The organism is Buttiauxella sp. 3AFRM03, from assembly GCF_003675305.1.
Taxonomy (GTDB): Bacteria; Pseudomonadota; Gammaproteobacteria; order Enterobacterales; family Enterobacteriaceae; genus Buttiauxella; species Buttiauxella ferragutiae.
On sequence record NZ_CP033076.1, the window covers coordinates 4,132,646 to 4,155,093 of the forward strand.

General features: G+C 53.4%; 20 protein-coding genes and 1 riboswitch. Of the genes, 9 read left to right on the forward strand and 11 right to left on the reverse strand.

All coding sequences use genetic code 11. The features are described 5' to 3' along the window. Positions 1 to 7: 7 nt before the first annotated feature. From D8682_RS20760 to glmS, 9 genes are all read right to left on the reverse strand, one after another. Positions 8 to 1,660, reverse strand: a complete 1,653-nt coding sequence (locus D8682_RS20760; protein WP_064544033.1) for a class I fumarate hydratase — start codon at positions 1,658 to 1,660, stop codon at positions 8 to 10. Between the two features lie 63 nt (positions 1,661 to 1,723). Continuing rightward, positions 1,724 to 2,716, reverse strand: a complete 993-nt coding sequence (glsA, locus tag D8682_RS20765) for a glutaminase A (protein ID WP_238392855.1) — start codon at positions 2,714 to 2,716, stop codon at positions 1,724 to 1,726. 61 nt (positions 2,717 to 2,777) lie between these two features. Beyond that, positions 2,778 to 4,085: a dicarboxylate/amino acid:cation symporter gene (locus D8682_RS20770; RefSeq protein ID WP_064544037.1), complete on the reverse strand. Its 1,308-nt coding sequence runs from the start codon at positions 4,083 to 4,085 to the stop codon at positions 2,778 to 2,780. Between the two features lie 161 nt (positions 4,086 to 4,246). Next, positions 4,247 to 4,564, reverse strand: a complete 318-nt coding sequence (locus D8682_RS20775) for a DUF4387 domain-containing protein (RefSeq protein WP_064544039.1) — start codon at positions 4,562 to 4,564, stop codon at positions 4,247 to 4,249. After that, complete coding sequence (locus tag D8682_RS20780) at positions 4,561 to 5,931, reverse strand: acyclic terpene utilization AtuA family protein (RefSeq protein WP_064544041.1); 1,371 nt, start codon at positions 5,929 to 5,931, stop codon at positions 4,561 to 4,563. The genes D8682_RS20775 and D8682_RS20780 overlap by 4 nt, the downstream gene beginning before the upstream one ends. 3 nt (positions 5,932 to 5,934) lie before the next feature. After that, positions 5,935 to 7,176, reverse strand: a complete 1,242-nt coding sequence (locus D8682_RS20785) for a methylaspartate ammonia-lyase (RefSeq protein WP_064544043.1) — start codon at positions 7,174 to 7,176, stop codon at positions 5,935 to 5,937. Further along, positions 7,176 to 8,621 carry a methylaspartate mutase subunit E gene (locus D8682_RS20790; protein ID WP_064544044.1) on the reverse strand — a complete coding sequence of 482 codons (1,446 nt, stop codon included), beginning with the start codon at positions 8,619 to 8,621 and terminating at the stop codon, positions 7,176 to 7,178. The genes D8682_RS20785 and D8682_RS20790 overlap by 1 nt, the downstream gene beginning before the upstream one ends. Before the next feature lie 15 nt (positions 8,622 to 8,636). After that, positions 8,637 to 10,025, reverse strand: a complete 1,389-nt coding sequence (gene glmL, locus D8682_RS20795) for a methylaspartate mutase accessory protein GlmL (RefSeq protein WP_064544046.1) — start codon at positions 10,023 to 10,025, stop codon at positions 8,637 to 8,639. Next, the gene (gene glmS, locus D8682_RS20800; protein ID WP_064544048.1) at positions 10,025 to 10,456 is read right to left on the reverse strand and encodes a methylaspartate mutase subunit S; all 432 of its coding nucleotides are present in this window, start codon (positions 10,454 to 10,456) and stop codon (positions 10,025 to 10,027) included. The genes glmL and glmS overlap by 1 nt, the downstream gene beginning before the upstream one ends. A gap of 676 nt (positions 10,457 to 11,132) precedes the next feature. Between glmS and cobA the strand changes: the two genes are divergently transcribed. Together cobA and cobD are read left to right on the forward strand one after the other, a co-directional pair. Continuing rightward, positions 11,133 to 11,903 carry a uroporphyrinogen-III C-methyltransferase gene (gene cobA, locus D8682_RS20805; protein WP_064544050.1) on the forward strand — a complete coding sequence of 257 codons (771 nt, stop codon included), beginning with the start codon at positions 11,133 to 11,135 and terminating at the stop codon, positions 11,901 to 11,903. 14 nt (positions 11,904 to 11,917) lie between these two features. After that, complete coding sequence (gene cobD / locus D8682_RS20810) at positions 11,918 to 12,994, forward strand: threonine-phosphate decarboxylase CobD (protein WP_121815042.1); 1,077 nt, start codon at positions 11,918 to 11,920, stop codon at positions 12,992 to 12,994. A 611-nt stretch (positions 12,995 to 13,605) separates the two neighbouring features. Here cobD and D8682_RS20815 read toward each other — a convergent pair. Beyond that, positions 13,606 to 14,592 carry an IS110 family transposase gene (locus D8682_RS20815; protein ID WP_121813607.1) on the reverse strand — a complete coding sequence of 329 codons (987 nt, stop codon included), beginning with the start codon at positions 14,590 to 14,592 and terminating at the stop codon, positions 13,606 to 13,608. 249 nt (positions 14,593 to 14,841) lie between these two features. Then, complete coding sequence (locus D8682_RS20820) at positions 14,842 to 15,708, reverse strand: L-threonine kinase (RefSeq protein ID WP_121815043.1); 867 nt, start codon at positions 15,706 to 15,708, stop codon at positions 14,842 to 14,844. 433 nt (positions 15,709 to 16,141) lie between these two features. Then, positions 16,142 to 16,317, forward strand: a riboswitch (cobalamin riboswitch). A gap of 95 nt (positions 16,318 to 16,412) precedes the next feature. Here D8682_RS20820 and D8682_RS20825 point away from each other — a divergent pair. The 7 genes from D8682_RS20825 to D8682_RS20855 are packed head-to-tail and all read left to right on the forward strand — an operon-like array spanning position 16,413 to position 22,448. After that, positions 16,413 to 17,792 carry a cobyrinate a,c-diamide synthase gene (locus D8682_RS20825; protein ID WP_121815044.1) on the forward strand — a complete coding sequence of 460 codons (1,380 nt, stop codon included), beginning with the start codon at positions 16,413 to 16,415 and terminating at the stop codon, positions 17,790 to 17,792. After that, positions 17,789 to 18,748, forward strand: a complete 960-nt coding sequence (gene cbiB, locus D8682_RS20830) for an adenosylcobinamide-phosphate synthase CbiB (protein WP_064544065.1) — start codon at positions 17,789 to 17,791, stop codon at positions 18,746 to 18,748. The genes D8682_RS20825 and cbiB overlap by 4 nt, the downstream gene beginning before the upstream one ends. A gap of 10 nt (positions 18,749 to 18,758) precedes the next feature. Beyond that, on the forward strand, positions 18,759 to 19,388 hold the full coding sequence (locus D8682_RS20835) for a cobalt-precorrin-8 methylmutase (protein ID WP_064544105.1): 630 nt from the start codon (positions 18,759 to 18,761) through the stop codon (positions 19,386 to 19,388). Next, positions 19,388 to 20,524 carry a cobalt-precorrin-5B (C(1))-methyltransferase CbiD gene (gene cbiD, locus D8682_RS20840; RefSeq protein WP_064544066.1) on the forward strand — a complete coding sequence of 379 codons (1,137 nt, stop codon included), beginning with the start codon at positions 19,388 to 19,390 and terminating at the stop codon, positions 20,522 to 20,524. Before D8682_RS20835 ends, cbiD begins: the two co-directional genes overlap by 1 nt. After that, entirely contained in the window at positions 20,518 to 21,123 is a 606-nt protein-coding gene (locus D8682_RS20845; protein WP_121815045.1) for a cobalt-precorrin-7 (C(5))-methyltransferase, read from the forward strand. Before cbiD ends, D8682_RS20845 begins: the two co-directional genes overlap by 7 nt. Beyond that, positions 21,113 to 21,682: a decarboxylating cobalt-precorrin-6B (C(15))-methyltransferase gene (locus D8682_RS20850; RefSeq protein ID WP_121815046.1), complete on the forward strand. Its 570-nt coding sequence runs from the start codon at positions 21,113 to 21,115 to the stop codon at positions 21,680 to 21,682. Before D8682_RS20845 ends, D8682_RS20850 begins: the two co-directional genes overlap by 11 nt. After that, positions 21,675 to 22,448, forward strand: coding sequence for a cobalt-precorrin-4 methyltransferase (locus D8682_RS20855; RefSeq protein WP_064544073.1), 774 nt, complete (start codon positions 21,675 to 21,677; stop codon positions 22,446 to 22,448). Before D8682_RS20850 ends, D8682_RS20855 begins: the two co-directional genes overlap by 8 nt.

The following is a 22,448-nucleotide window of genomic DNA, read 5'->3' on the forward strand; positions in this document are numbered from 1 at the left end:
ACGCTCCTTAATGCTTTGCAGGGCAAGATGCGCAACTTTGCTTTTGCTCAAACTGTTCAAAGAAGTTATTGCCTTTATCGTCGACCAGAACAAAAGCCGGCAGGTTTTTCACTTCCATCATCCACACCGCTTCCATGCCCAGTTCAGGGTACTCAAGGCAGCGCAGGCTTTTCACATATTGCTGCGCCAGTAATGCCGCCGCGCCACCGATACTCCCGAGGTTAAAACCACCATGTTTGAGGCAGGCATCGGTCACTTGCTGGCTGCGGTTACCTTTCGAAAGCATGACCAGGCTGCCACCTGCTGCCTGGAACTGGTCAACATAACCATCCATGCGCCCGCCAGTGGTCGGCCCGAGCGAACCACACGGCTGGTTGTCCGGCGTTTTGGCGGGGCCCGCGTAATAGACGATATGGTTTTTCATGTAGTCGGGCATCGCTTCGCCCTTGTCCAGCCGCGCTTTGATTTCAGCATGGGCAATGTCGCGGGCGACCACGATGGAGCCGCTTAACGACACGCGTGTGCCAATCGGCAGCTTAGACAAGTCGGCCATAATCTCTTTTAGTGGGCGGTTCAGGTCGAGTTGCACCGTCTGGGCGCTATTCTCTGTACGCTGAGAATCCGGAATAAATTTGCCTGGATTGTGCTCGAGTTTTTCCAGCCAGATTCCCTGCTTATTGATCTTGCCTTTAATATTGCGGTCGGCAGAACAGGACAGCGCCATCGCGATTGGGCAGGAACCGCCGTGGCGTGGCAGACGGATAACCCGGATATCATGGGCGAAGTATTTGCCGCCAAACTGCGCGCCGATGCCAAATTCACGACTGGCATTGAGTAACGCGGTTTCCAGTGCCGTGTCGCGGAATGCCTGGCCGAGTTCATTCCCCTCGGTTGGCAGATTGTCGTAATACTTGGTCGAAGCCAGTTTGGCGACTTTCAGTGACTGGTCGGCCGACAACCCGCCCACCACAAACGCGATATGGTAAGGAGGGCAGGCGGCAGTACCCAGCGACTTCATTTTTTCAATCAGGAAGGCAGTCAGCTTTTCAGGCTGGAGAATAGATTTTGTTTCCTGGAATAGCGCCGCTTTGTTGGCAGAGCCACCGCCTTTGTTGACGAACAGGAAACGATATTCGTTGCCAGGTGTGGCGCTAATATCAATCTGCGCAGGCAGGTTGGTCTGAGTGTTGACCTCGGTGTACATGTCCAGCGGCGCATTCTGCGAGTAGCGCAGATTATTCTCCTGGAAGGTGGTGTAGATGCCTTTACTTAAGGCTTCTGCATCGTCGCCGCCGGTCCAGATAGACTGACCTTTACTCGCCACAATGGTGGCTGTCCCGGTATCCTGGCAATTTGGCAGCACACCTTTCGCCGACACTTCCGCGTTGCGTAACAGTTGCAGCGCAACGTATTTATCATTATCACTGGCCTGTGGGTCGTGCAGGATGCTGGCAATCTGCTTGAGATGGGCAGCACGCAGGAAAAACGACGCTTCGTAAAAAGCATGCTGCGCCAGTAGCGTTAAGGCCTCAGGGGCAACTTTGATGACCTCTTCACCGTCCAGCTCCGTCACCGTAATGTGTTGGCCGCTGAGCAATGTATATTCCGTATTATCTTTGCTTTGTAAAAACGGTTCCTGCCAGGCAAATGGTTTAGACATGTCGACTTCTCACTTATCAGTCATTAATGAAGGGCATCTGGTGCGATGCCCTTTTCTTCGGGCTTACTTCGCTAAAAAGAGATTGGATTGTGTCGCTTGCGCAACATACTCAATGGTTTGCTGGGCGCGAACGCTGTTGCCCGCGGAATCAAGCGGCGGAGAGTACACGGCGATGGCATATTTCCCCGGCACCACGGCGACCATGCCGCCGCCGACACCGCTTTTCGCCGGAAGGCCTACGGTGTAAAGCCACTTGCCGCTGCCGTCATAAAGCCCGGCAATAGCCATTTCCGCTAACACCTGCGGGACATATTTCTCGTTTAACAGTTGCTTGCCGGTGTAAGGCGATTTGCCATTATTGGCGAGCACCGCGCCCATTTTGGCGAGCTGCTCGGTGGTGACATCCACTGAACACTGACGGGTATAAATCTCTACGGCTTCACGGGTATCGCCATAGAAACTGTTATAGGACTCCATTAACTGCGCCAGCGCCTGATTGTGCTGGTTGGTGTCCATTTCAGATTTGAATACCGGCTCGTTGACGGTCAACGAGGCATCCGCCCACGCATTCAGGTTGTTGAGAATTTTGTTCCAGCGGTCGGTTTTATCTTTGGCTTCAACCAGGCTAACGGTGCTCATCGCTCCCGCATTGACCAATGGATTTTCTGGCGCGCCTTTGGTCAGCTCCACGGCTAAACCGGAATTGAATGGCAGCCCGGTGGCATTGGCACCGAGTTTATCCAGCACCTCTTTTGGCCCGTGCTGTTCCATCGCGAGCGCCATGGTGAAGACCTTGCTCAGGGACTCCATCGGGAAGGCTTTTTTGACATCACCTGTCTGGTAAATTTTGCCGTCCACCGTGGCGATGGTGATGGCAAAATTCTGTGGGCTGTAAGTGGCAAGCGCCGGAATATAGTCAGCGACTTTTCCGTCGTTATTATTTTTATATTTTTGATGCGCTTGCTTGATGAGTGCGTCGTAGTCTGGTGCAGTTTGCGCCAGCGTCGTGGTGCTGACTAAGAAACTGAGCGATAACACTGCTGCTAAGAGTTTTATTTTCACGTTGTAGCCCTGTGTTGTTGTGTTAAAAAAGGCCGACGAAAGTCGGCCTTGAATATCAGTACATGGTCACTTCAGATGCTTTAGTCGCCGGGTGTTCTAAGCCAGGCGTTTTGGCTGGAGCGTCACCACGGCAACCTTCACCGAAGTGTTCACCTTCCCAGCGGCCAACAATCGCAGCACCCATGGCGTTACTCATCACGTTAGTCGCTGAACGGCCCATATCGAGGAACGGATCGACACCCATCAGCAGAATCAAACCGGCTTCTGGAATATTGAACTGGTTGAGTGTTGCGGCGATAACCACCATCGATGCACGTGGTACACCGGCCATGCCTTTAGAGGTCAGCATCAGGATCAACAGCATGGTGATCTGCTCGCCCATACTCAGTTCAATGTTGCAGGCCTGTGCGATAAACACGGTGGCAAAAGAGCAGTAAGCCATTGAGCCGACGAGGTTAAAGGAGTAACCGATTGGCAGTACGAAGCTGGCAATCTTCGAGGAAACGCCAAACTTCTCCAGTTTATCGAGCGTACCCGGGAAAGCGGCTTCGGAGCTGGAAGTGGTGAAAGCCAGAAGGGCAGGTTCGAGGATTGATTTGGTCAGACGGCCAATACACGGCCCGATGAGCATAGTGGAAAGGCCAATCAGAATCGCCCACAGCATCCCAAGGGTCAGGTAGAACTCACCCATGAAGATACCGGCGCTGACCATCACACCCAGCCCACGTTCGGCAATCAAACCCGAGATCGCTGCGAAAACGGTCAGTGGCGCAAACAGCATCACATAGCCAGTCAGCTTCAGCATGACGTGCACCAGAGAATCGAGCACTTTCACGATTGCCTCGCCTTTCTCGCCGATTGCTGCCAGGCTGCAACCGAGGAAAATCGAGAACACCACAATTTGCAGGATTTCATTACGAGCCATCGCATCGACGATACTGGTTGGTACGGCGTGCGAGATAAACACTTTCAGAGTGAACGGTTCAGATTTAACCGCTGATAACGCTCCGACATCGTGCGGTACAAAGTTAATGCCAGCACCTGGCTGGAAGATATTAACAATCACCAGACCCAGTGCGATGGAGAGCAGTGAGGCACAAATAAAGAGGAAGAACGTTTTCGAGAATATACGCCCCAGCGTTTTAGCATCGCCCATTTTGGCAATGCCGACCACCAGAGTAGAAATAACTAATGGTGCAATAATCATTTTTACCATACGTAAGAATATGGTGGTAAAAATGGAAATATCGCCTGCGTACGATTTTGCCGCATCAGCCGATGCCATATTATTAATGGCCACGCCTGCGATCATACCTAATATAAGGCCTAGTATGATCATCTTCGTTAAACTAATTTTCTTCATGTTTACTCCATCGGATAATGGTTGGGTATTAAGGTGTAGGGCGGCGTGTACCCCGCAGCTACCAAGGCACACACCTGTTTATGACCAACCGCATGAATAATTTGGTGTGCTGGGATACAGCAATATTCCGCACACCATTTAATGTTGTTGTATTATTTTTACTACAGGTCGAACTGAATGCTTAATAATGGTGCATGTTGCTGGGCACCATAAACATCATTGTCACCGACGCTTCCTGAAATAATATCGCGAGGCATGACAATCTTTACCGCGTTGGCTGGGTCAAACCAGATAATGCGGTGAACAAATTCAGGCTCGACGTGATATAAATCGGCAATAAGCTGTGGTGTTAATTGCTCAGATGCTTTTACGCGCTGATAGTCTTCACGGGTTTTAAATAAAATATCTAATACCAGTTCGTACGGTCCGGCGTTTTTAGAACGAATGACCTGCGCCAATGAGCAGATTGACTGTTTCATGCCTGAACTCCTTCTGGCGTCACCTGTTCAAGGGTGAAATCAAAACGTAGGTCGTCGTTCGCTTCAATCAGGTGATAGATCGAGAACTCATACACTGGCCCGCTTTGAATGTCGGATGGCGAGAACGGGAAGGCGAGGTTGCCTGCGGTCGCCATGCGGTTTTCATAGCCGTAGTGCAGCAGGGTAGAGCGCACCAGCGAACAAACGCTGTTGGCGATCTCCTGAGTCGGCGCGACCACGTCCAACAAAATCCCCAGCTCATGTCCGGCTGTTTGCATCGGTTCATGGATACCCATGACACCGTTTTTGCCATACAGATGGAACGTGATGCGGATGCTGTCGTCATTGAGCGAGAGGTTGCTCGCCACGCTGGCTTTCACCTCTTCAAGAATGGTGTCGATGCCGGCAATCATAATCGGGTCGCGTGTCCCGGCGATGGTCAGGCAACGGAAACCGACCTGGCGCGCACCTTCGAGTTTCAGCGCATAAGGCGTTTCTTCGTGACGTGAACCGCTAACGTACACTTCACCGTCGTTAACGGCCTTGAAGCTACAGCCTTTCAGATTCAGCACGCCGCCAGGGCCTGGCAGGAAGTACGGATCCGACTTCTCATACAACGTGTGTGCTGCCGCTGAAGTCTCGGTAAATTTGCGCTTCGGATTGAATGTTTTGAGCGTAAAGCCGTGTTCATCAATGATGCCCATCGCGCAATCAGAACCGGAACCTGGCGTTGCGGCAATGGCCGCACATTCGAGGATCTTCCCGCAGTGCAGCGCCAGCCCTTCATCAAACCCTTTCATGATGGGCAGCGCGGCGAAGCAGGCCGGATCGTAAGCACGTCCGCCCAACACCACCTGCGCACCCGCTTCCAGCGCACGCTGGAAAGGTTCGATACCCATTTGCGCGACGATGTAAGTGCTCTCTTCAATCGCCTCGTGGGTCAGTTCAGGGACAAAATCCAGCGCGGTAATCGCACCGTTATCCAGCGCCTGATGAACCGTGGCTTTGTCGACATCCGACGGGATCAACGCCATCGAGAAGCTTAAATTCTCTTCTTGCGCGATCTCGAGGATTATCTGGCGGCACCATTCCAGATGCGGTGCGGCGCCGGAGCCTCCGGCGGTGCCAATCACCACCGGAATGTTGTGGTTAACACCCGCGGTGATCATATAGCGCAGATCGCGTTTAACGCCTGCCCGATCGGTGAACGGTTTGCCTGCCCCTAAATAATGAGGGCCAGGATCGGAGGATCCCGCGTCAACCGCAATCAGATCCGGTGATTCCAGCATGGCTTTGCGAAAGCTCTCTTCCGGGAAGCCATAACCCAGGATAGCCGTCGGTGACAAGATCTTAAATGTGCGTGCCATTTCTCAATCCTTTGTCTGCAACAGCGCAATAGTGCGGTTCATTTCGTTGAACACAATATTGAGCCCTTCATCGAAGCCCATACCAGGCTTTATCAACATACGCATTGGACGAGCGGCTAGCGCCACGTGTACGCAAGTGCGAGCACTGATCTCGGTTTCGTTACAGGTACCGCCCTGGTAGGCTTCCATACCGTGTTTGTTGCAATAGAGCACGGCGTCAACGATGTTGTGAATGCCACCCAGGTCCGGGGTTTTGATCTGCACCATGTGGCAACTGCCCGCATCGGTGAAATCAACGATATCCTGATAGGTGTTACACCATTCGTCGGCGACGATCTTCACACCGGAACCCAGACGAGTCAGCTCATGGGTAATCTCGGTCAGCATGCGGATCTGATCCGGTTTATTACCGGCATCCACCGGACCTTCAATGTACAGCGGCAGGCCCTGTGCTTCTTTTTCCAGGCTGGCGATGTACTCGGCGCAGCGCACCGTGTCCATATCGAAAATCAGGCCAATGGTGCCGTAGACGTCGATATGCAGGGTCGGTTGGTATTTCTCGCTGGTGCGCAGTTTCAGAATGCGGTCAGACAACCAGCGCACATATTCACGCAGTTTCTCACCGTGAAAACCGAGCTTCTGCTCCACGTTGTTGATCAGCGCATGCGGCAGGACATCCACACCTTTAAGGATCATTTTATCGACCGCGATATAGCGGTCATCGCCGCTCTGGCCGAATAATGGAATCGCTTCCGGAACGCATGGCAACTGCCATTCATTACAGACCACTTCCGCTTTCAGGCAGCCGGTTGCCAGCGCGGTGGCATCGAGCAGCGCCTGAGAAAGACCATAACGCACAGCGGTATGCAGCAGATGCCCGTCGATCATTAACGTGTCGAAGAAGCGCGCATTCGGCAGGAACGCATCGACATCGCGGCCTTCCAGCAACGGTTTGATATGGTCGTTGAGGAAAGGAATAAAGTTTGCCGCCAGGAACAGCGGGTCACGGCCACCCGCCCCTGAATATTGCACTGCCGCACAGTCGCCGACAGCAACCGCACCATTTTCAAGAATCAGTTGTACCGAAACGCATTCCCCCGCCTGACGCACCGCTGTGAAACCTGGCGTGACCGGTTCGCCGGTATAGATGAAGCCGTCATGACCGGCACCGTCTTTAATAGCTTGTTGATCGTCAAAATAAAATGAGGAGTAGCCTGCGGTGAAAAGCGCTTGTTTAATTTTCATCATGGTCTTCCTATTAATTTACTGTGGGATACAGCGTTGATGTCATCAATAACCATCTGGAATGAAGGTTTGCGGCCTTCGAATTGCGCGCGCTCTGCGACGTAATCGTGGTGCAGGGCCAGAATGTCTTCCGGCAGCGGAACCGCTCCGGCATCAAGAATACGAATGGCGCCATAGTTATCGCGCACCGGTAAAATTTTGCCTGCGTTACAGGAAGCCGGAGCGAATGGCACATCCAGTACGCCTGCTTCAAAGGCCAGCACCGTACCGCGAGCAATATCGCCATTGCCCAGCTCGAAGACTTTCTTCAGCACGGCACGCACTTCGCTCTTAATCAGAGACACTTCCTGATCGACGGCAGGGCATGGTGGGAATTTCTGGTCGCTGACCATGTTGAGCATCTGGCGTGAAGCTTTCAGACCCTGGGCGTTAGCCGCCGCGGTAGGGATACCGAAGGCTTCGTGTGGGCTCTTGGTGATCACCTTAGTGGCACCGGACATACCCGCTACCGCCGCACCCCAGGAGATAATGCCGAAGGCTTTAGCTTCGTCTTCCGGGAAGCCACCCATCCACTGGTGGAATACGGTGCTCAGCTCGTAATCGTCGAAGCCGTAGTTATGGAAATACTCATGAGACAACTCGCGCAGCGACTGAATCGCGGCGATGTCCTGAGTCAGGCTTCCCACCTGGCCGTAGCCGACGGTAATAGATTTCACGCCCTGTTCCAGCGCCAGCAAACCTTCAATGATCGCCACGGAATGCGACATGAATGGCGGGATAAGCGTGCCGGTCAGCGGGCCGAACGGTTCGCGGTTAATGCGAATACCATGTTCTTCATACAGGCCCATCAGACGGTCGCAGTACTGCCAGTCACGGATCGATTTTTCTAGCGTGACGCGCTTAGCGTAAGGAATGTTGTAGGAGATGCCGCCGCCTTCGTAGCTGGTAAAGCCACTGGCCATGGAGATCTCTGCCAGCAGGCGTGCATCCGGCGTACCGTGGCGAATTTGCAGCGGTTTTTCCAGCGTTTCGGTCAAACGACGGCAGGCAGCCACACCGTGGTTGACGACCGGCAGGCCGTTCAGCTTAGACGTCCCGGCTTCAATGGATTTCTGAATCCCGACGGCGGCTTCTTCGTAGCGGTTCAGACGGGTATAGGCATCAATGGTGGAAGGCAGCAGGTCACACTCTTCCTGCAACGTTTTGAGCAGTTCGATGTGCTCATCCATTAATGCCACGCCTGCACGTGGCTGGCTCAGGGTTTTGCCTTCCTGATCGGCTTTCAGCAGAGCGTGAGAGAAGCGTTTTTTCTCAGGAATTGTTTGTTGGTACTTCACGCCATCTTCAAAGTTTTCAACGTCCTTACCGGTATGCCAGGTCTGAAGAACCTGGTGCCGTTCGGTCATGAATTCATCATGGGTTAACTTTTTATTACGGAGTTCCATTCGTTGCTGCCTTATCTATAGGGTTAAACATTGAATGCTGGTGCGAGCGGCGAGCTGCGGATAAAGCCTGGCGACGTTTGCCAGCAGCGGTAACAAGCCTTTTGAATCGCGGTAATATTCAAATTGGGTGGGGAGCAGAATGCGTCTGCCGTCATCGTCAAGTTCTCGGTATTTCATCCAGTTGTGGATGTCGAACCGGTTGGCGCGTGAAAGCCATCCGCCGGACCCGACAACACGACGAACGGTGGTCAGGTCACGTCCCATCTGCAAATCGACACTACCCACGCAGGTGCACACCTGTTTTTTGGTGCCCGCATGACGTTCGCTGGCGTAGCCGACACACAACCCTGCCAGTACGGTGTCGAAATATTTTTCTTCCTCGTTACACGGCAGATAATCGGGATGCGCCACCAGATGTTGCAGATAGCGATAAAAAGCTTCCTGGCGTTGCGGCTGATGCGCGAAGAGCACGTTCACCAGTTCCCTGGTGCTTTCGCCGACCACCATGGCCGAGACACGCATCCCCAAATCACCTTCTACGGTGCGTTTGACGAAGGGTTCAGGCACGCCGTGCAACACGGTGTCAGGAGAAAGGGTATTGTTGCTGGTGGAGTAAATATCGGTGGTCGCGCCACCCATATCGATCAGCATGAATTCCTTCCACGAGCTGTCGGAATCGCTGATCGCTTTCACCAGTTCATAAACGGTCCACGGAGTCGGCATCGGCTCCTCACCCGTTTCCCCGACGATGACGTCCAGGCCTTTTCCTTTGACGATCCGTGATAAAAAGAGATCGCAAATCGCCTGCCGCGCGGCATACGGATTCGGGTGATCGAGATCCGGTAGAATGTTGTCTACCGTGGTCAGATCTTTATGCCCGAGGATCGTCTGCACATCGTCCTGAATGTCGCGGTTACCGGCGTAGATAATGGCGCAATCCAGGTTTGACTCTGCCAGCGCATGGGCGTTGGCCAGGCCGTAACTTTCTTCCCCACCGTCGGTGCCACCGGCAAAGAGCAGAATGTCGGGAGGTGTGGTTTCCAGCGCCTTGATGTCGTGGCGATTCAGCTTGTACGAGTAATACTGCGCGATTTTCGCCCCTGCTGAGTGGGCGGTGACTTTCGCGGATTCCAGGGTGATTGACGGCACCAGCCCCATTGCGGCAACGGCAAGACCGCCTTTCGCAGATGAGGAGTATTTCAGCGTCACTTCACCGCTGTTGAGCAGTGGGCGAGCATCGGCAACATTGAGCACCTGATTCAGGCTGGCAAAGAAACCGTCAGCCAGGTGGTGCGTTGTGGTTGGGGTCAGGACGTGGTTCACCAACGTTAACGCATCCCCCTCCCGAGCGAAGAGGGCTGCTTTGGTCCACGTCGAGCCGATGTCGACAGAGACAATTTGCATCAGATGGCCTCTTCAAGGCAGCGTTGGTCAATGTCGTTTGTTATCAGAGAACAAACACTTTCAAGATCGTGGCTTGGGGCAAAGACGCGGTTAAAGCCCATCTCTTTGAACTTGGTCTCGATATCCCCAAAGTCATGCTTGCCGACCACCAGGTTGCCGCCAACGTACAGCAGAATGTCGCCGATACCGCGTTCAATACAACGCTCGCGCAGACCGAGGCAGTCGATGTCACCGTGGCCATAAATTGACGACACCACAATCGCATCGGCACCCGTTTCGATAGCAGCATCGATATATTCATCCTGGCTCACCATCACCCCAAGATTGATTACGCGAAAATCATGGGCAGTAAAAACGCGATCCAAAACTTTATTGCCTACCGCATGGCAGTCAGCACCAATGACGCCAATAACAAGTGTTGATTTTTTCATTAATAATCCTCTGTAGGGCTGATAATCAGAAAGTAAGAGCTATTGCTATTATTTATTGCGCAGGCTGATTGCGCCTTTTAACTGAGCTGGAGTTTCTTTGTCTGATGTAATTGAAGCAATTGATCTATTTTCAGAATATCTTTCTAAAAATGATTGTTGTGAAGTGTGTTTTATAAATAATGTTTAATATCAGTATGTTATGATTATTTTTCCTGGGGTTTTTATTATTTTAATTATAATGGTGAACAGGTGTGTTTTCATGTTTGTGATCTGAATCTTATTTTGTGTTTAATCTAAATGCATTCATGAATAATAATTAATTAAGAAGGATCTATAAATAAAAGTGTGAATTGCTTAACGGTTTTTTATTTATTAAGTGTGTACTGCAGGTGCTATATAAATAGGTGTCAGGTGATTATGGGTTTTTTGGTTAATAAGATGTTAATATTGATGTGTTAATTTGCTATGTCGGCAGCAAACAGACTTAATTAAATTAATCATTAGTCTCTATTTGCCGATTTTTGATATTTGCGTATGAGATCTTTCTTTAAACTCAATAAATAATGAGAAGCCCATCAAGTATTTTTAAAGAAGACTCCTGAATAATGTGCGTGAATTTAAGCGCCAAATTACGATGTTGCCGTTAATTTTAATACTGACCATTTAGGATGATTCTATGAATGAAGGGAAAGTCTGGCTTGTTGGTGCTGGCCCCGGTGATGTTTCTTTAATTACCGTAAAAGGATTACATGCGATCCGTCACGCAGAAGTGATTGTTCACGACCGGTTAGTTAACCCTGAACTATTAAAACAGGCGCCAAAAAACTGTCTCATTATTAACGTTGGTAAAAACCCCAATCACCACCCGATTCCTCAGTCAGAAATTAATGCCATCCTCGTGGAATATGCCCGCATGAACAAACAGGTTGTCCGTCTAAAAGGCGGGGACCCGTATGTTTTTGGCCGTGGCGCGGAAGAAGTGGAAGAACTGGCCAAAGAAGGGCTGAAATTCGAGGTGGTACCTGGCATCAGTTCCGCGATTGGCGGCTTAGTGTACGCGGGGATCCCGGTGACGCATCGCGATTACGCCTCCAGTTTCCATATCATTACCGGCCATATGTGCCAGGGGAATGACCCGCAAAACTGGCATGCCTTTGCGCAGCTCGACGGCACGCTGGTTATCCTGATGGGAATGACCCGGCTGAGCGAAATTTGCCAGCAACTCATCGCCGGTGGAAAGTCAGCAGACACGCCAGCTGCGGTGGTGATGTACGCCAGCCAGGCACGCCAGCAAGTGGCGCGGGGAACACTTGCCACCCTTCATCTGGAAGTTGAGCGTCAACAACTTCACGCCCCGGCACTGATTGTTATCGGTGAGGTGGTGAATCTGCATGACGTGTTAGCGTTTACGGCCACCCAGATAGAGATCCAGGATATGGTCTGCTAATGCGGGAGCGGCCAATGAGTGAACATGGTGGGAATAGTGTCGAAATCGCCCAACAGCTCGGTATTGCGCCAGAAGCTCTGCTGGATTTCAGTGCCAATATCAATCCGCTGGGTTTATCTGCACGAGTTAAGTCGCTCATCACTACTCATCTGGAACTTATTGAGCGCTATCCGGATGTTGAATATCGTCACCTTCATCAGGCGCTGGCGTCGGCCAATCACTGCGATGTTGAACAGGTTATTGCCGGTAATGGTGCCACGGAACTGATTTACGGCCTGGTGCGCGCGTTATCGCCACGCAGCGCCATGCTTCTGGTGCCCGGTTTTGCGGAATACCGCCGGGCGCTGGCGCAGCAGGGTTGTCGGGTAATTGAATATCGCTTAGAAGAGTCACAGGGTTTTCAGCCCGATCAACAGCTGCTAGAAGCTGTTCGTCAACAACGGCCTGACTGCCTGTTTATTGCCACGCCGAATAATCCAACAGGGTTGATGCCCGATGCGCAGCTGTTAAATGAACTGGTAGAACTGTGTGAAACGAGCCAGATAGCGCTGATTGTTGATGAAGCTTTTATTGATTTTCTTCCTCAAGGATCAAGCCTGGCTGCGCGTTTGGCGGATTCGAATTATCTCTACCTGTTACGTTCGCTGACCAAATTTTTTGCCATTCCGGGTCTGCGGCTTGGCTATTTGCTAAGTGGTAACCGGGCGACTATTCGTCATCTGAAAGATAACCGCGAGCCCTGGTCGATAAATGGGCTTGCTTCACTCGTGGGTCAGCACTTATTGACTGATGACGATTACATCAATTTGAGCCACCAATATATTGCCCGCCAGCGGGAATATTTATGGCACGCCCTGAAGCAATTTACGTCACTGGTGGTCTGGCAACCTACCGCCAACTACTTGTTTTTCAAATGTACCCATCAACACATTAACCTGAAATCGGCGCTGTTAGCGCAGCGTATTCTTATTCGCCACTGTGAAAATTATCCGGGGCTTGATAGCCATTTCTATCGGGTGGCCGTTCGTCGCGAAGATGAAAACCGGCAGTTGATTCAGGCGCTGAGCCAGATATTAACGCCTGACTCATAAGTGAAACCTCTCCAGAGGTCGGATAAGCGCAGCGACCTCCGTCACCCTCGGCGTAACTGGTGGATGACGCTGGCGCTTATCCCCCCTACAACGGCTATCCCGTAGGCCGGATAAGCGCAGCGACCTCCGTCACCCTCGGCGTAACTGGTGGATGACGCTGACGCTTATCCCCCCTACAACGGCTATCCCGTAGGTCGGATAAGCGCAGCGACCTCCGTCACCCTCGGCGTAACTGGTGGATGACGCTGACGCTTATCCCCCTACAACGGCTATCCCGTAGGCCGGATAAGCGCAGCAACCTCCGTCACTCTCGGCGTAACTGGTGGATGACGCTGACGCTTATCCCCCCTACAACGGCTATCCCGTAGGCTGGATAACGCTGACGCTTATCCCCCCTACAACGGCTATCCCGTAGGCTGGATAACGCTGACGCTTATCCCCCCTACAACGGCTATCCCGTAGGCTGGATAACGCTGACGCTTATCCCCCCTACAACGACTATCCCGTAGGCCGGATAAGCGCAGCGACCTCCGTCACCCTCGGCGTAACTGGTGGATGACGCTGACGCTTGTCCCCATACAACGGCTATCCCGTAGCTACCGTCTTGGACGTCAAGCGGTAGCTGCATAATTTTCATCCCATGGTAATCGGGTTTTCAGTACGCCGAAGCACATATGTACCAGCTTACGCATCACTGCACCCAGCGCCGCTTTTTTCGCCTTACCTTTCGCTACCAGCCTTTCATATATCGCCTTCGCGGGTTTATTCCACCGGATTGCACTCAGGGCTGCTACATACAGTTTGGCTCTGACTATTGAGGGGCCTGTTTTTGACATATGTGCCCGCCCGCGTACCGAACTGCCGGACACTCTCTCCACCGGTGTTATTCCCAGATACGCTGCCACCTGCGAGGCACTTTTGAACGTCCCGTCTTTCAGTAGTGCCAGCATCTCCCGTCCCACCTGCTCCTTCACACATTTTATCGATTTCAGCAGCTCCAGATCGGCCTTCAGTCCCGGGTCGTTATCTGTGTGGTCAGTAATGAGCTTTTCTATCCGTTCCAGTTCATCACTCAGCCAGCCGTGTGTCCGCTCCAGTGAGCCTATGACCTCCCGTGGTGTCGAGGTTGAATGCGCTTTTTCAAGCCGGTTGGCCGTCCTCTGCACATCCTCTTTCAGCGCGTCGCGCTGACGCAACAACGCCCTGAGTTTACGGACTTCAACTGACGGTGGGACCCAGGCATCGGGATGCTTCAGCTCGCCATAACAGGCCAGCACAAATGCGTCCACTGTGTCATTTTTCGTGAGGATATCCATTCCGCAGGCAAACTCACGGACACGGTATGGATTGGCCATGCAGACAGAAATCCCCGCATCATGAAGCCCATACGCCAGATTCTCATGGTAGATACCCGTGGCTTCCATCACGACTGTCATATTATCAGAGGCGCATTTTTGGGCCTCCAGCCAGTCGATGATTTTGCGGGCCACACAGGGTTCATTGGTGAAGACTTTCTGCTTTTTCTTACCCTTAATACCGGCAACAAGCAGACAGACATCTATTTTATTTTTGCTGATATCAGCACCGAGAAAAGCCATATTTCATCTCCTTCCACGTGAACCAACACGCCATTCCAGCCTTGTACATGCGAAGTCAGAGCTTCTGGTTACCGTTCGGATTTTGAGTGGCGTGAAAGGTGAAACGGAGGGCTTAAGCTACGTCGGAAGATCGAGGTCTTCAGGTCGGATACAAGCTTCCTCCGTTTCATGTAACCGGTAGCTAACCAGCTACCGGTTCAAGATACAAGGTCGGATAAGCGCAGCGTCATCCGACACCATTAACGGTGATCACAGCAAGGCCACGCCGCCTTCGACCATCTTCAACAAGTGATGCATCGGCCAGTGTGGAGTTAAGCGTTTTTCCGTCAATAGCCCTATCACCCGCTCTACATCATGCTTGTTGCGGTCTAACAACAACCCCACCACGCTGCCGCTGTGCGCGACATTAATACCGTAGAGATCGCACTCTTCAACCAATGATAACAAGGCGTTAAATTCCGGTTTAGGCAAAATATTCTGGCTCGCCACGGCGCTAAGCGTGGCGGCTTCACCCATCAAACGTGGGTTGTTCTGCGCGCACGCTTGCTGAATTTTCCCCCAGGCTGTTTCCAGTTCAGGGGCATGCCGTTGCAGCAACGTGTTTCTTTCCATGCGGTGATAATCTGCAGTCCGCAAAGTCAGTGGGCTTTCAAGCACCAGCAGATCCAGCGCCGGTTGCGAGTCACAGGCGATGCGCGTCGCACCTTTGTTATGGTCAAACAACGTCAGGCTGCGAAAAATAGTGCTGTCGGTGGGTTCGAGTGCAACACACTGCGCCGCCAGTGTTTGTTCACTGAGTTCACGGCCTAAATAACTCGCGGTAGCGAGCGCCGTGGCGGCGATATCTGCGGTGCTACTGGCCATTCCCTTGGCGAGCGGAATCGTCGAGTGGCGCTCAATGCGTATTTCACGGCTCAACTCTGCGGGATATTGCCAGTGCGCCAGCAGCTGTTTCACCATTGCGCGCGACAGAGGAAGTTCGCTTGCTAGCGGAGCGCCAGTGGTGACTTCAACGGTGCTGTACCAGTCCACCGGACACGACACCAGCTTTTCGCCGCCAACAATCCACCCCTGGATAAGCTCGCCACAGGATGCAGGACACTGAGCTACTGCCACATTGACCACCTTTTTCACTCAATTATATCTGCGCGATAGTGACATGGCGCTTTATAGGATTTATTGATTTTCCACAATATAGCTTAATCCGCCATGGCGATAAAAAGAATAAAGATGTTATATCTGCGCGCTAATAATATGGCTTTGATTTATTTTCATATTAATATGATTTATTTTCATGAACTTATTTGTCTATTTGGTGTAAGGGTTATTTCATTTAAAAGTGAGGTTTTGTTATTGCTTTACGAAAAGGTAATTAATTGTGGGGCGTGTCAAAGTAAGCGAATTTAATTGGTCTGATAAATTGTCGTAGCGCAATAATTTAATTGCTTAGGCGCTATAACCTGTGTCGAGTTTTTATTTGGCGATATTCAACAGAATTCTTAAATTATGTTTCCACGTATGCGCAACAGTGAATTTACGGCATACGCGGTTAACTGCAATGCTAATAGATACACCACATTGTGTGGTTGGGAAGGGGGTTTAAATCCCCCGCAGCCCCCGCTGCTGTGATGCTGACGAACCCGTGATACCACTGATCGCAAGATTGGGAAGGACGGGTGAGAGTGACGCTAAGCCAGAAGACCAGTCTGTTAGCTAAAAACAACAACTTCGGTGGGAAGTGGGTTGCTCAGAAGCGTCGAGTCGCAAGACTGGGTCAACGCACATCCTGGCACCCGTACCGCCCAGAACAGGATTGGGGTATGGCAGCCAGGAAAAGGACATTCATTGTTGCAGGCACTTCCAGCGGATGTGGCAAAACCACGGTTACGCTGGGTTTGCTTAGCCTCCTCACACAGCGCGGATTGCGTGTACAACCCTGCAAAGTTGGCCCTGACTATCTTGATACTGGCTGGCATAGCGCCGTGACCGGGACTGCCTCCCTGAACCTTGACCGTTTTATGCTGCCGGTTGCCACGTTAAATGCGCTGTTTGCCGAACGTATGCAGCATGCGGATGTGGCGGTGATTGAAGGCGTGATGGGGCTGTTTGATGGCTACGGCATCAGTCCTGATTATTGCAGCACCGCAGGGATGGCGAAGCAACTGAACTGCCCGGTGATTCTGCTGGTCGATGGGAAAGCTGTTTCGACGTCGATTGCCGCGACGGTCATGGGGTTTCAACATTTTGACCCCGCATTAAAGCTGGCGGGCGTGATCGTCAACCGCGTGAATAGCGAAAGCCATTACCAGTTGTTGAAAAGCGCTATTGAACGCTACTGCGGCGTGCCGGTGTTGGGCTACGTTCCCCGTGTTGAAGGGGTTTCGTTACCGGAAAGGCATTTGGGGCTGGTCACCGCACGCGAGTCGGTCGTCAATTCACAACCCTGGGCAGACTTCGCCAGCCAGCTTGAAAAAACGCTGGATATCGACCAGTTGCTGGCACTCAGCGTCTGTGATGCGCTCCCTTCAGGGGCGTGGCCTGAACTGCCAGCCGCCGGCAGTGGAGCAGGGTTAACGCTGGCGCTGGCCGATGACGAGGCGTTCAACTTCTATTACCCCGATAACATTTCTCTTCTTGAGCGTGCTGGCGTGCGCATTGTGCGCTTCAGCCCGCTGCATGACAGCCAGTTACCGGAATGTCAGATGATTTGGCTCGGCGGTGGCTATCCGGAACTCTACGCCGAAAAGCTATCCGCGAACCACACCATGCGCGCTCAAATCCTCGCAGCCCACCAACGAGGCGTGGCGATTTATGGCGAATGCGGCGGCTTGATGTACCTCGGCAGTTCGCTACAAGACAGCCACGGCGCGACTTATCCGATGGTCGGCGCTATTCAAGGCCATAGCGCGATGGGCAAAAAATTAACCCGCTTTGGCTACTGCGAAAGCCGGGCGCTGGCGCCCACCTTGCTGGCTGACACAGGCGAAACGCTGCGTGGTCACGAGTTTCATTATTCTGAATTTACGCCGCAAATCCCTGCGGTGATGGCGTGCAGCAAAACCCGCGACGGCGCAGTTTTACAGGCGTGGTCGGGTGGCTGGCAGGTGGGAAATACCTTCGCCAGCTATCTGCATATTCATTTTGCCCAGCGTCCCACGCTGCTTAATCGCTGGATAAGTGCAGCCAGGAGAGCGAAATGACACTCCTGGCCTGGGCGGTGGCGTGGATTCTGGATCGTCTGCTGGGCGACCCTCACCACTGGCCGCATCCGGTGCGCTGGATTGGCGCACTGACAGCGTTGGCACAACGTATCGTCCGGCGTTACTGCCGTAGCGAAGCGGCCTTGTCCATCGGCGGTGGTTTGATGTGGCTCTGCGTGGTTGGCACCACCTTCGGCGTGGCGTGGGGGCTGCTGCATTTTGCCAATGCCATTCACCCCTGGTTGGGCTGGATTGTCGAAGTGTGGATGATTTTCACGGTGCTTGCTGCCCGCAGCCTCGATGACGCCGCGCGTGACGTGGAGCTGCCGTTAAGTGAGGGCAATCTCGAGGAAAGCCGCAAAAAACTCGCCTGGATTGTCGGGCGCGACACTTCCCAATTGCAAATGCCGCAAATCAATCGCGCGGTAGTGGAAACCGTTGCGGAGAACACCGTGGACGGCGTGATAGCACCACTGTTCTTTTTACTGCTCGGCGGCGCGCCACTGGCGATGGCCTACAAAGCCGTCAACACGCTGGATTCGATGGTCGGCTACAAACACCCAAAATACCGTGCAATCGGTATGGTTAGTGCGCGAATGGACGACCTCGCCAACTTCATTCCGGCGCGTATCAGTTGGTTATTGCTGAGTGCTGCCGCGTGGATGTGCCGCAACAATGCCATCGACGCGCTGCGTATTGGCTGGCGCGATCGCTACAACCACAGCAGCCCCAACTGCGGTTGGTCGGAGGCTACGGTGGCAGGGGCGTTAGGTATTCGTCTCGGCGGGCCAAATGAATACTTCGGGCAACGGATGGACAAACCCTGGCTCGGAGAGGCTTCCCGCGAGATAGCCGTTGGCGATATTTCAGCAACGATTCAATTGATGTGGGTGGCTTCCACGCTGGCGCTGCTGCTGTTTGCGCTGGCGCGGGTTATCTGGTCTGGAGCGGTTTGAGGGCAATATGATGAATTACATACAACAACCACAAGCGATTGAAGCCAAAAGCTTCGTCATTATCGACGAGATTGTCCGGGAAACCCGGCCAGAATACCGTTTTGCCAGCGAGCTGCACGAGGCGGTGATTAAACGGGTTATCCATACCACCGCCGATTTCGACTGGCTGGATATTTTATGGTTTTCCGAACATGCGCTGGACAACTTGTGCGCCGCGTTGCGCAGCGGCTGCACGATTTACACTGACACCACGATGGCGCTTTCCGGGATCAATAAAACGCTGTTAGCCAGTTTCGGTGGCGAGTGCCGTTGCTATATCAGCCATCCCCACGTTGTCCACCAGGCGAAAGAACTGGCGATCACGCGCTCTATGGCGGCGGTTGATCTGGCGATGCAAGAAGAAGGCGAAAAGATCTTTGTCTTTGGTAACGCGCCAACCGCACTGTTCCGCTTGCTGGAAAAGGCGACCCCGGTGCGTGCTGTGGTTGGCGTTCCTGTCGGGTTCGTCGGCGCCGAAGAGTCGAAAGATGCGCTGATTGCCAGCGACCTTCCGGCCATTGCTGCACGCGGGCGTAAGGGCGGTAGTAATGTCGCCGCCGCCATCGTCAACGCCGTGCTGTATCACCTGCGGGAGGCGTGATGAGCGAATCCTTCGAGGCACCGGTGTGGCATAACGGAAAAGCGTTACGCAAAGGCTATACCACCGGCTCCTGCGCAACGGCGGCGGCAAAAGTCGCGGCGCTGATGGTATTACGCCAGCACCTGATTCATCAGGTTTCTATTACCACGCCTTCCGGCGTGACGCTGTGCCTGAATGTTGAATCGCCACAAATCGAAGGGCAGCAAGCGATCGCCGCTATCCGTAAAGACGGCGGTGATGATATTGACGCCACCCACGGCATGTTGATTTTTGCCAGAGTCGCGCTGAACGATTCCGGCGAGATAACCCTTCATGGCGGCGAAGGGGTAGGCAAAGTCACCCGCAAAGGCATTGGCTTGCCCGTCGGCAGTGCCGCGATCAACCGTACGCCACGCCAGACCATTGAATCTGCGGTACGTGAAGTGATTGGCCCGTCGCGTGGTGCGCAGGTGGAAATCTTCGCCCCTGAAGGGGAGCTACGGGCGCAAAAAACCTATAACTCGCGCCTTGGCGTCATCGGCGGTATCTCGATTATTGGCACCACAGGCATTGTGACGCCGATGTCGGAAGAGAGCTGGAAGCGTTCTCTGGCGCTGGAACTGGAGCTGAAACGCGCAGCGGGTCTGGAGCGCATCGTGATGGTGCCTGGCAATCATGGCGAACGTTTCGTACGCGAACAGCTTGGCGTGGACAGCCAGTCCATCGTCACCATGAGCAACTTTGTTGGTTACATGATTTCGGAAGCGGTGCGCCTGGGCTTCCGTCAGATCGTGCTGGTCGGGCATCCGGGGAAGCTGATTAAGGTCGCCGCCGGAATATTCCATACCCACAGCCATATTGCCGACGCGCGCATGGAAATACTGGTCGCCCATCTGGCATTGCTCCACGCGCCTTACGAATTGCTGGCTGCCGTCAGCGAATGCGACACCACCGAAGCGGCGCAAGAGCACATTGACGCCTGGGGTTTCCAGCGCATCTATCACCATCTTGCCGAACGTATTTGTCTGCGGGTTGCCCAGACGCTGCGTTTTACCAGCCAGCCTCCCGTTTGCGATGCCGTGATGTTTTCTTTTGATAACCAACTGTTGGGTAGTAACCGCCCGTTGCAGGAGATAGCGGAGGATTTGCAATGCTGACGGTGGTTGGAATGGGGCCTGCGGGCGTGCAACTGATGACGCCCGCTGCCCGCCAGGCGGTTGCCGAAGCTGAAATTCTGATTGGCGGGAAACGCCATCTGGCGCAGTTCCCTGATTTCAGCGGTGAAACGCGCCAACTTGATGCCGACATCGCCGCTTTACTGAGCTGGATTGAATGCCAGACCGCGCGCCGCGTGGTGGTGCTGGCATCTGGCGATCCGCTGTTTTATGGCATTGGTACGCGAATGGTTGCGCACTTTGGAATCGATCGCCTGAAGGTGATCCCGGGGATCAGCGCGGCGCAATATCTTTGCGCGAAAACCGGCATCGATATGAATGACATCTGGTTAACCAGCAGCCACGGCAGAACAGTCGATTTCGAAGTCCTGGTCCGCCAGCCCAAAGTGGCGATGGTGACCGATAAATTGTGTGGCCCGCGAGAAATCGCCGCTGAGCTGGTCGCCAGAGGCGCCGGGCAACGCAGGCTGGTTATCGGTGAAAACCTGGCAATGGAAAACGAACGCATCCACTGGCTACGCGCCTGTGATGTCACTGCACAGTACGACATGAATGTCCTGGTGATCCTCAATGAAAGATGAACTGTTTTTACGCGGGGCAAAAGTCCCGATGACCAAGGAAGTGGTGCGCACCGTGGCGCTCGCCAGGCTTGCGTTGCATCAGGCCCGCCATTTTATTGATGTTGGTGCAGGCACGGGCAGTGTCTCGATTGAAGCAGCGCTCAGCCACCCTGAACTGCGGGTGACGGCCATTGAACGAAACCCCGATGCACTGACGCTACTGGCGGAAAACCGTCGCCATTTTGATTGCTGCAATATCGAGATTATCGCCGGTGAAGCTCCGGTGATGCTGGGGGAAAAAGCCGAGGCGATTTTCATCGGCGGCAGTGGCGGCAACTTGACGGAGTTAATTGACTGGGCGCTGGAGCAGCTCAACCCGCAAGGGCGGCTGGTGCTGACGTTTATCCTTCAGGAAAACCTCACCACCGCACTGGATCATCTTTCCTCCCGCGGCATGCACGATTTTGATTGCCTGCAACTACAGATTTCCGAGTTAACCGCACTGGGATGCGGGCATTACTTCAAACCCAATAACCCCACTTTTATGATTTCCTGCCAGAAGGAAAAGAATCATGGCTAAGACTTTTGATCCCCGCAGCGTTTGGTTTGTGGGCGCCGGGCCAGGTGACCGCGAACTGATTACGCTCAAAGGCTACCGCTTGCTGCAAGAGGCGCAGGTGGTGATTTACGCCGGTTCGCTTATCAACACTGAGCTGCTGGACTATTGCCCGAAAGAGGCGCAGTGCCACGACAGTGCGCAACTGCATCTGACGCAAATTATCGACCTGATGGAAGAAGGGATTAAGGCCGGTAAAACGGTGGTGCGCCTGCAAACCGGCGATGTGTCGCTCTATGGCTCAGTGCGCGAACAAGGCGAAGTCCTCGCCCGTCGCGGTATCCCGTGGCAAGTGGTGCCGGGCGTCAGTGCTTTCCTGGGGGCTGCGGCGGAGCTGGGTGTTGAATACACGGTGCCTGAGGTTTCGCAAAGCCTGATTATCACGCGCCTGGAAGGGCGCACGCCTGTGCCGCCGCTCGAGCAGATTGAACTGTTCGCCAGCCACCAGACATCAATGGCGATTTACCTCTCCGTGCAACGCATCCACCGCGTCGCCGAACGGCTGATTGAAGGCGGCTATCCGGCTTCGACGCCAGTGGCGGTTATCTATAAAGCGACCTGGCCGGAAAGCATGACCGTACGCGGCACCCTCGCGGATATTGGCGACAAAGTCCGTGACGCGGGGATCCGCAAAACCGCGCTGATTCTGGTCGGCGCATTCCTCGGCGAAGAGTTTCACTATTCACGCCTGTATGCCGCGGATTTCAGCCATGAATACCGCAAAGCCTGA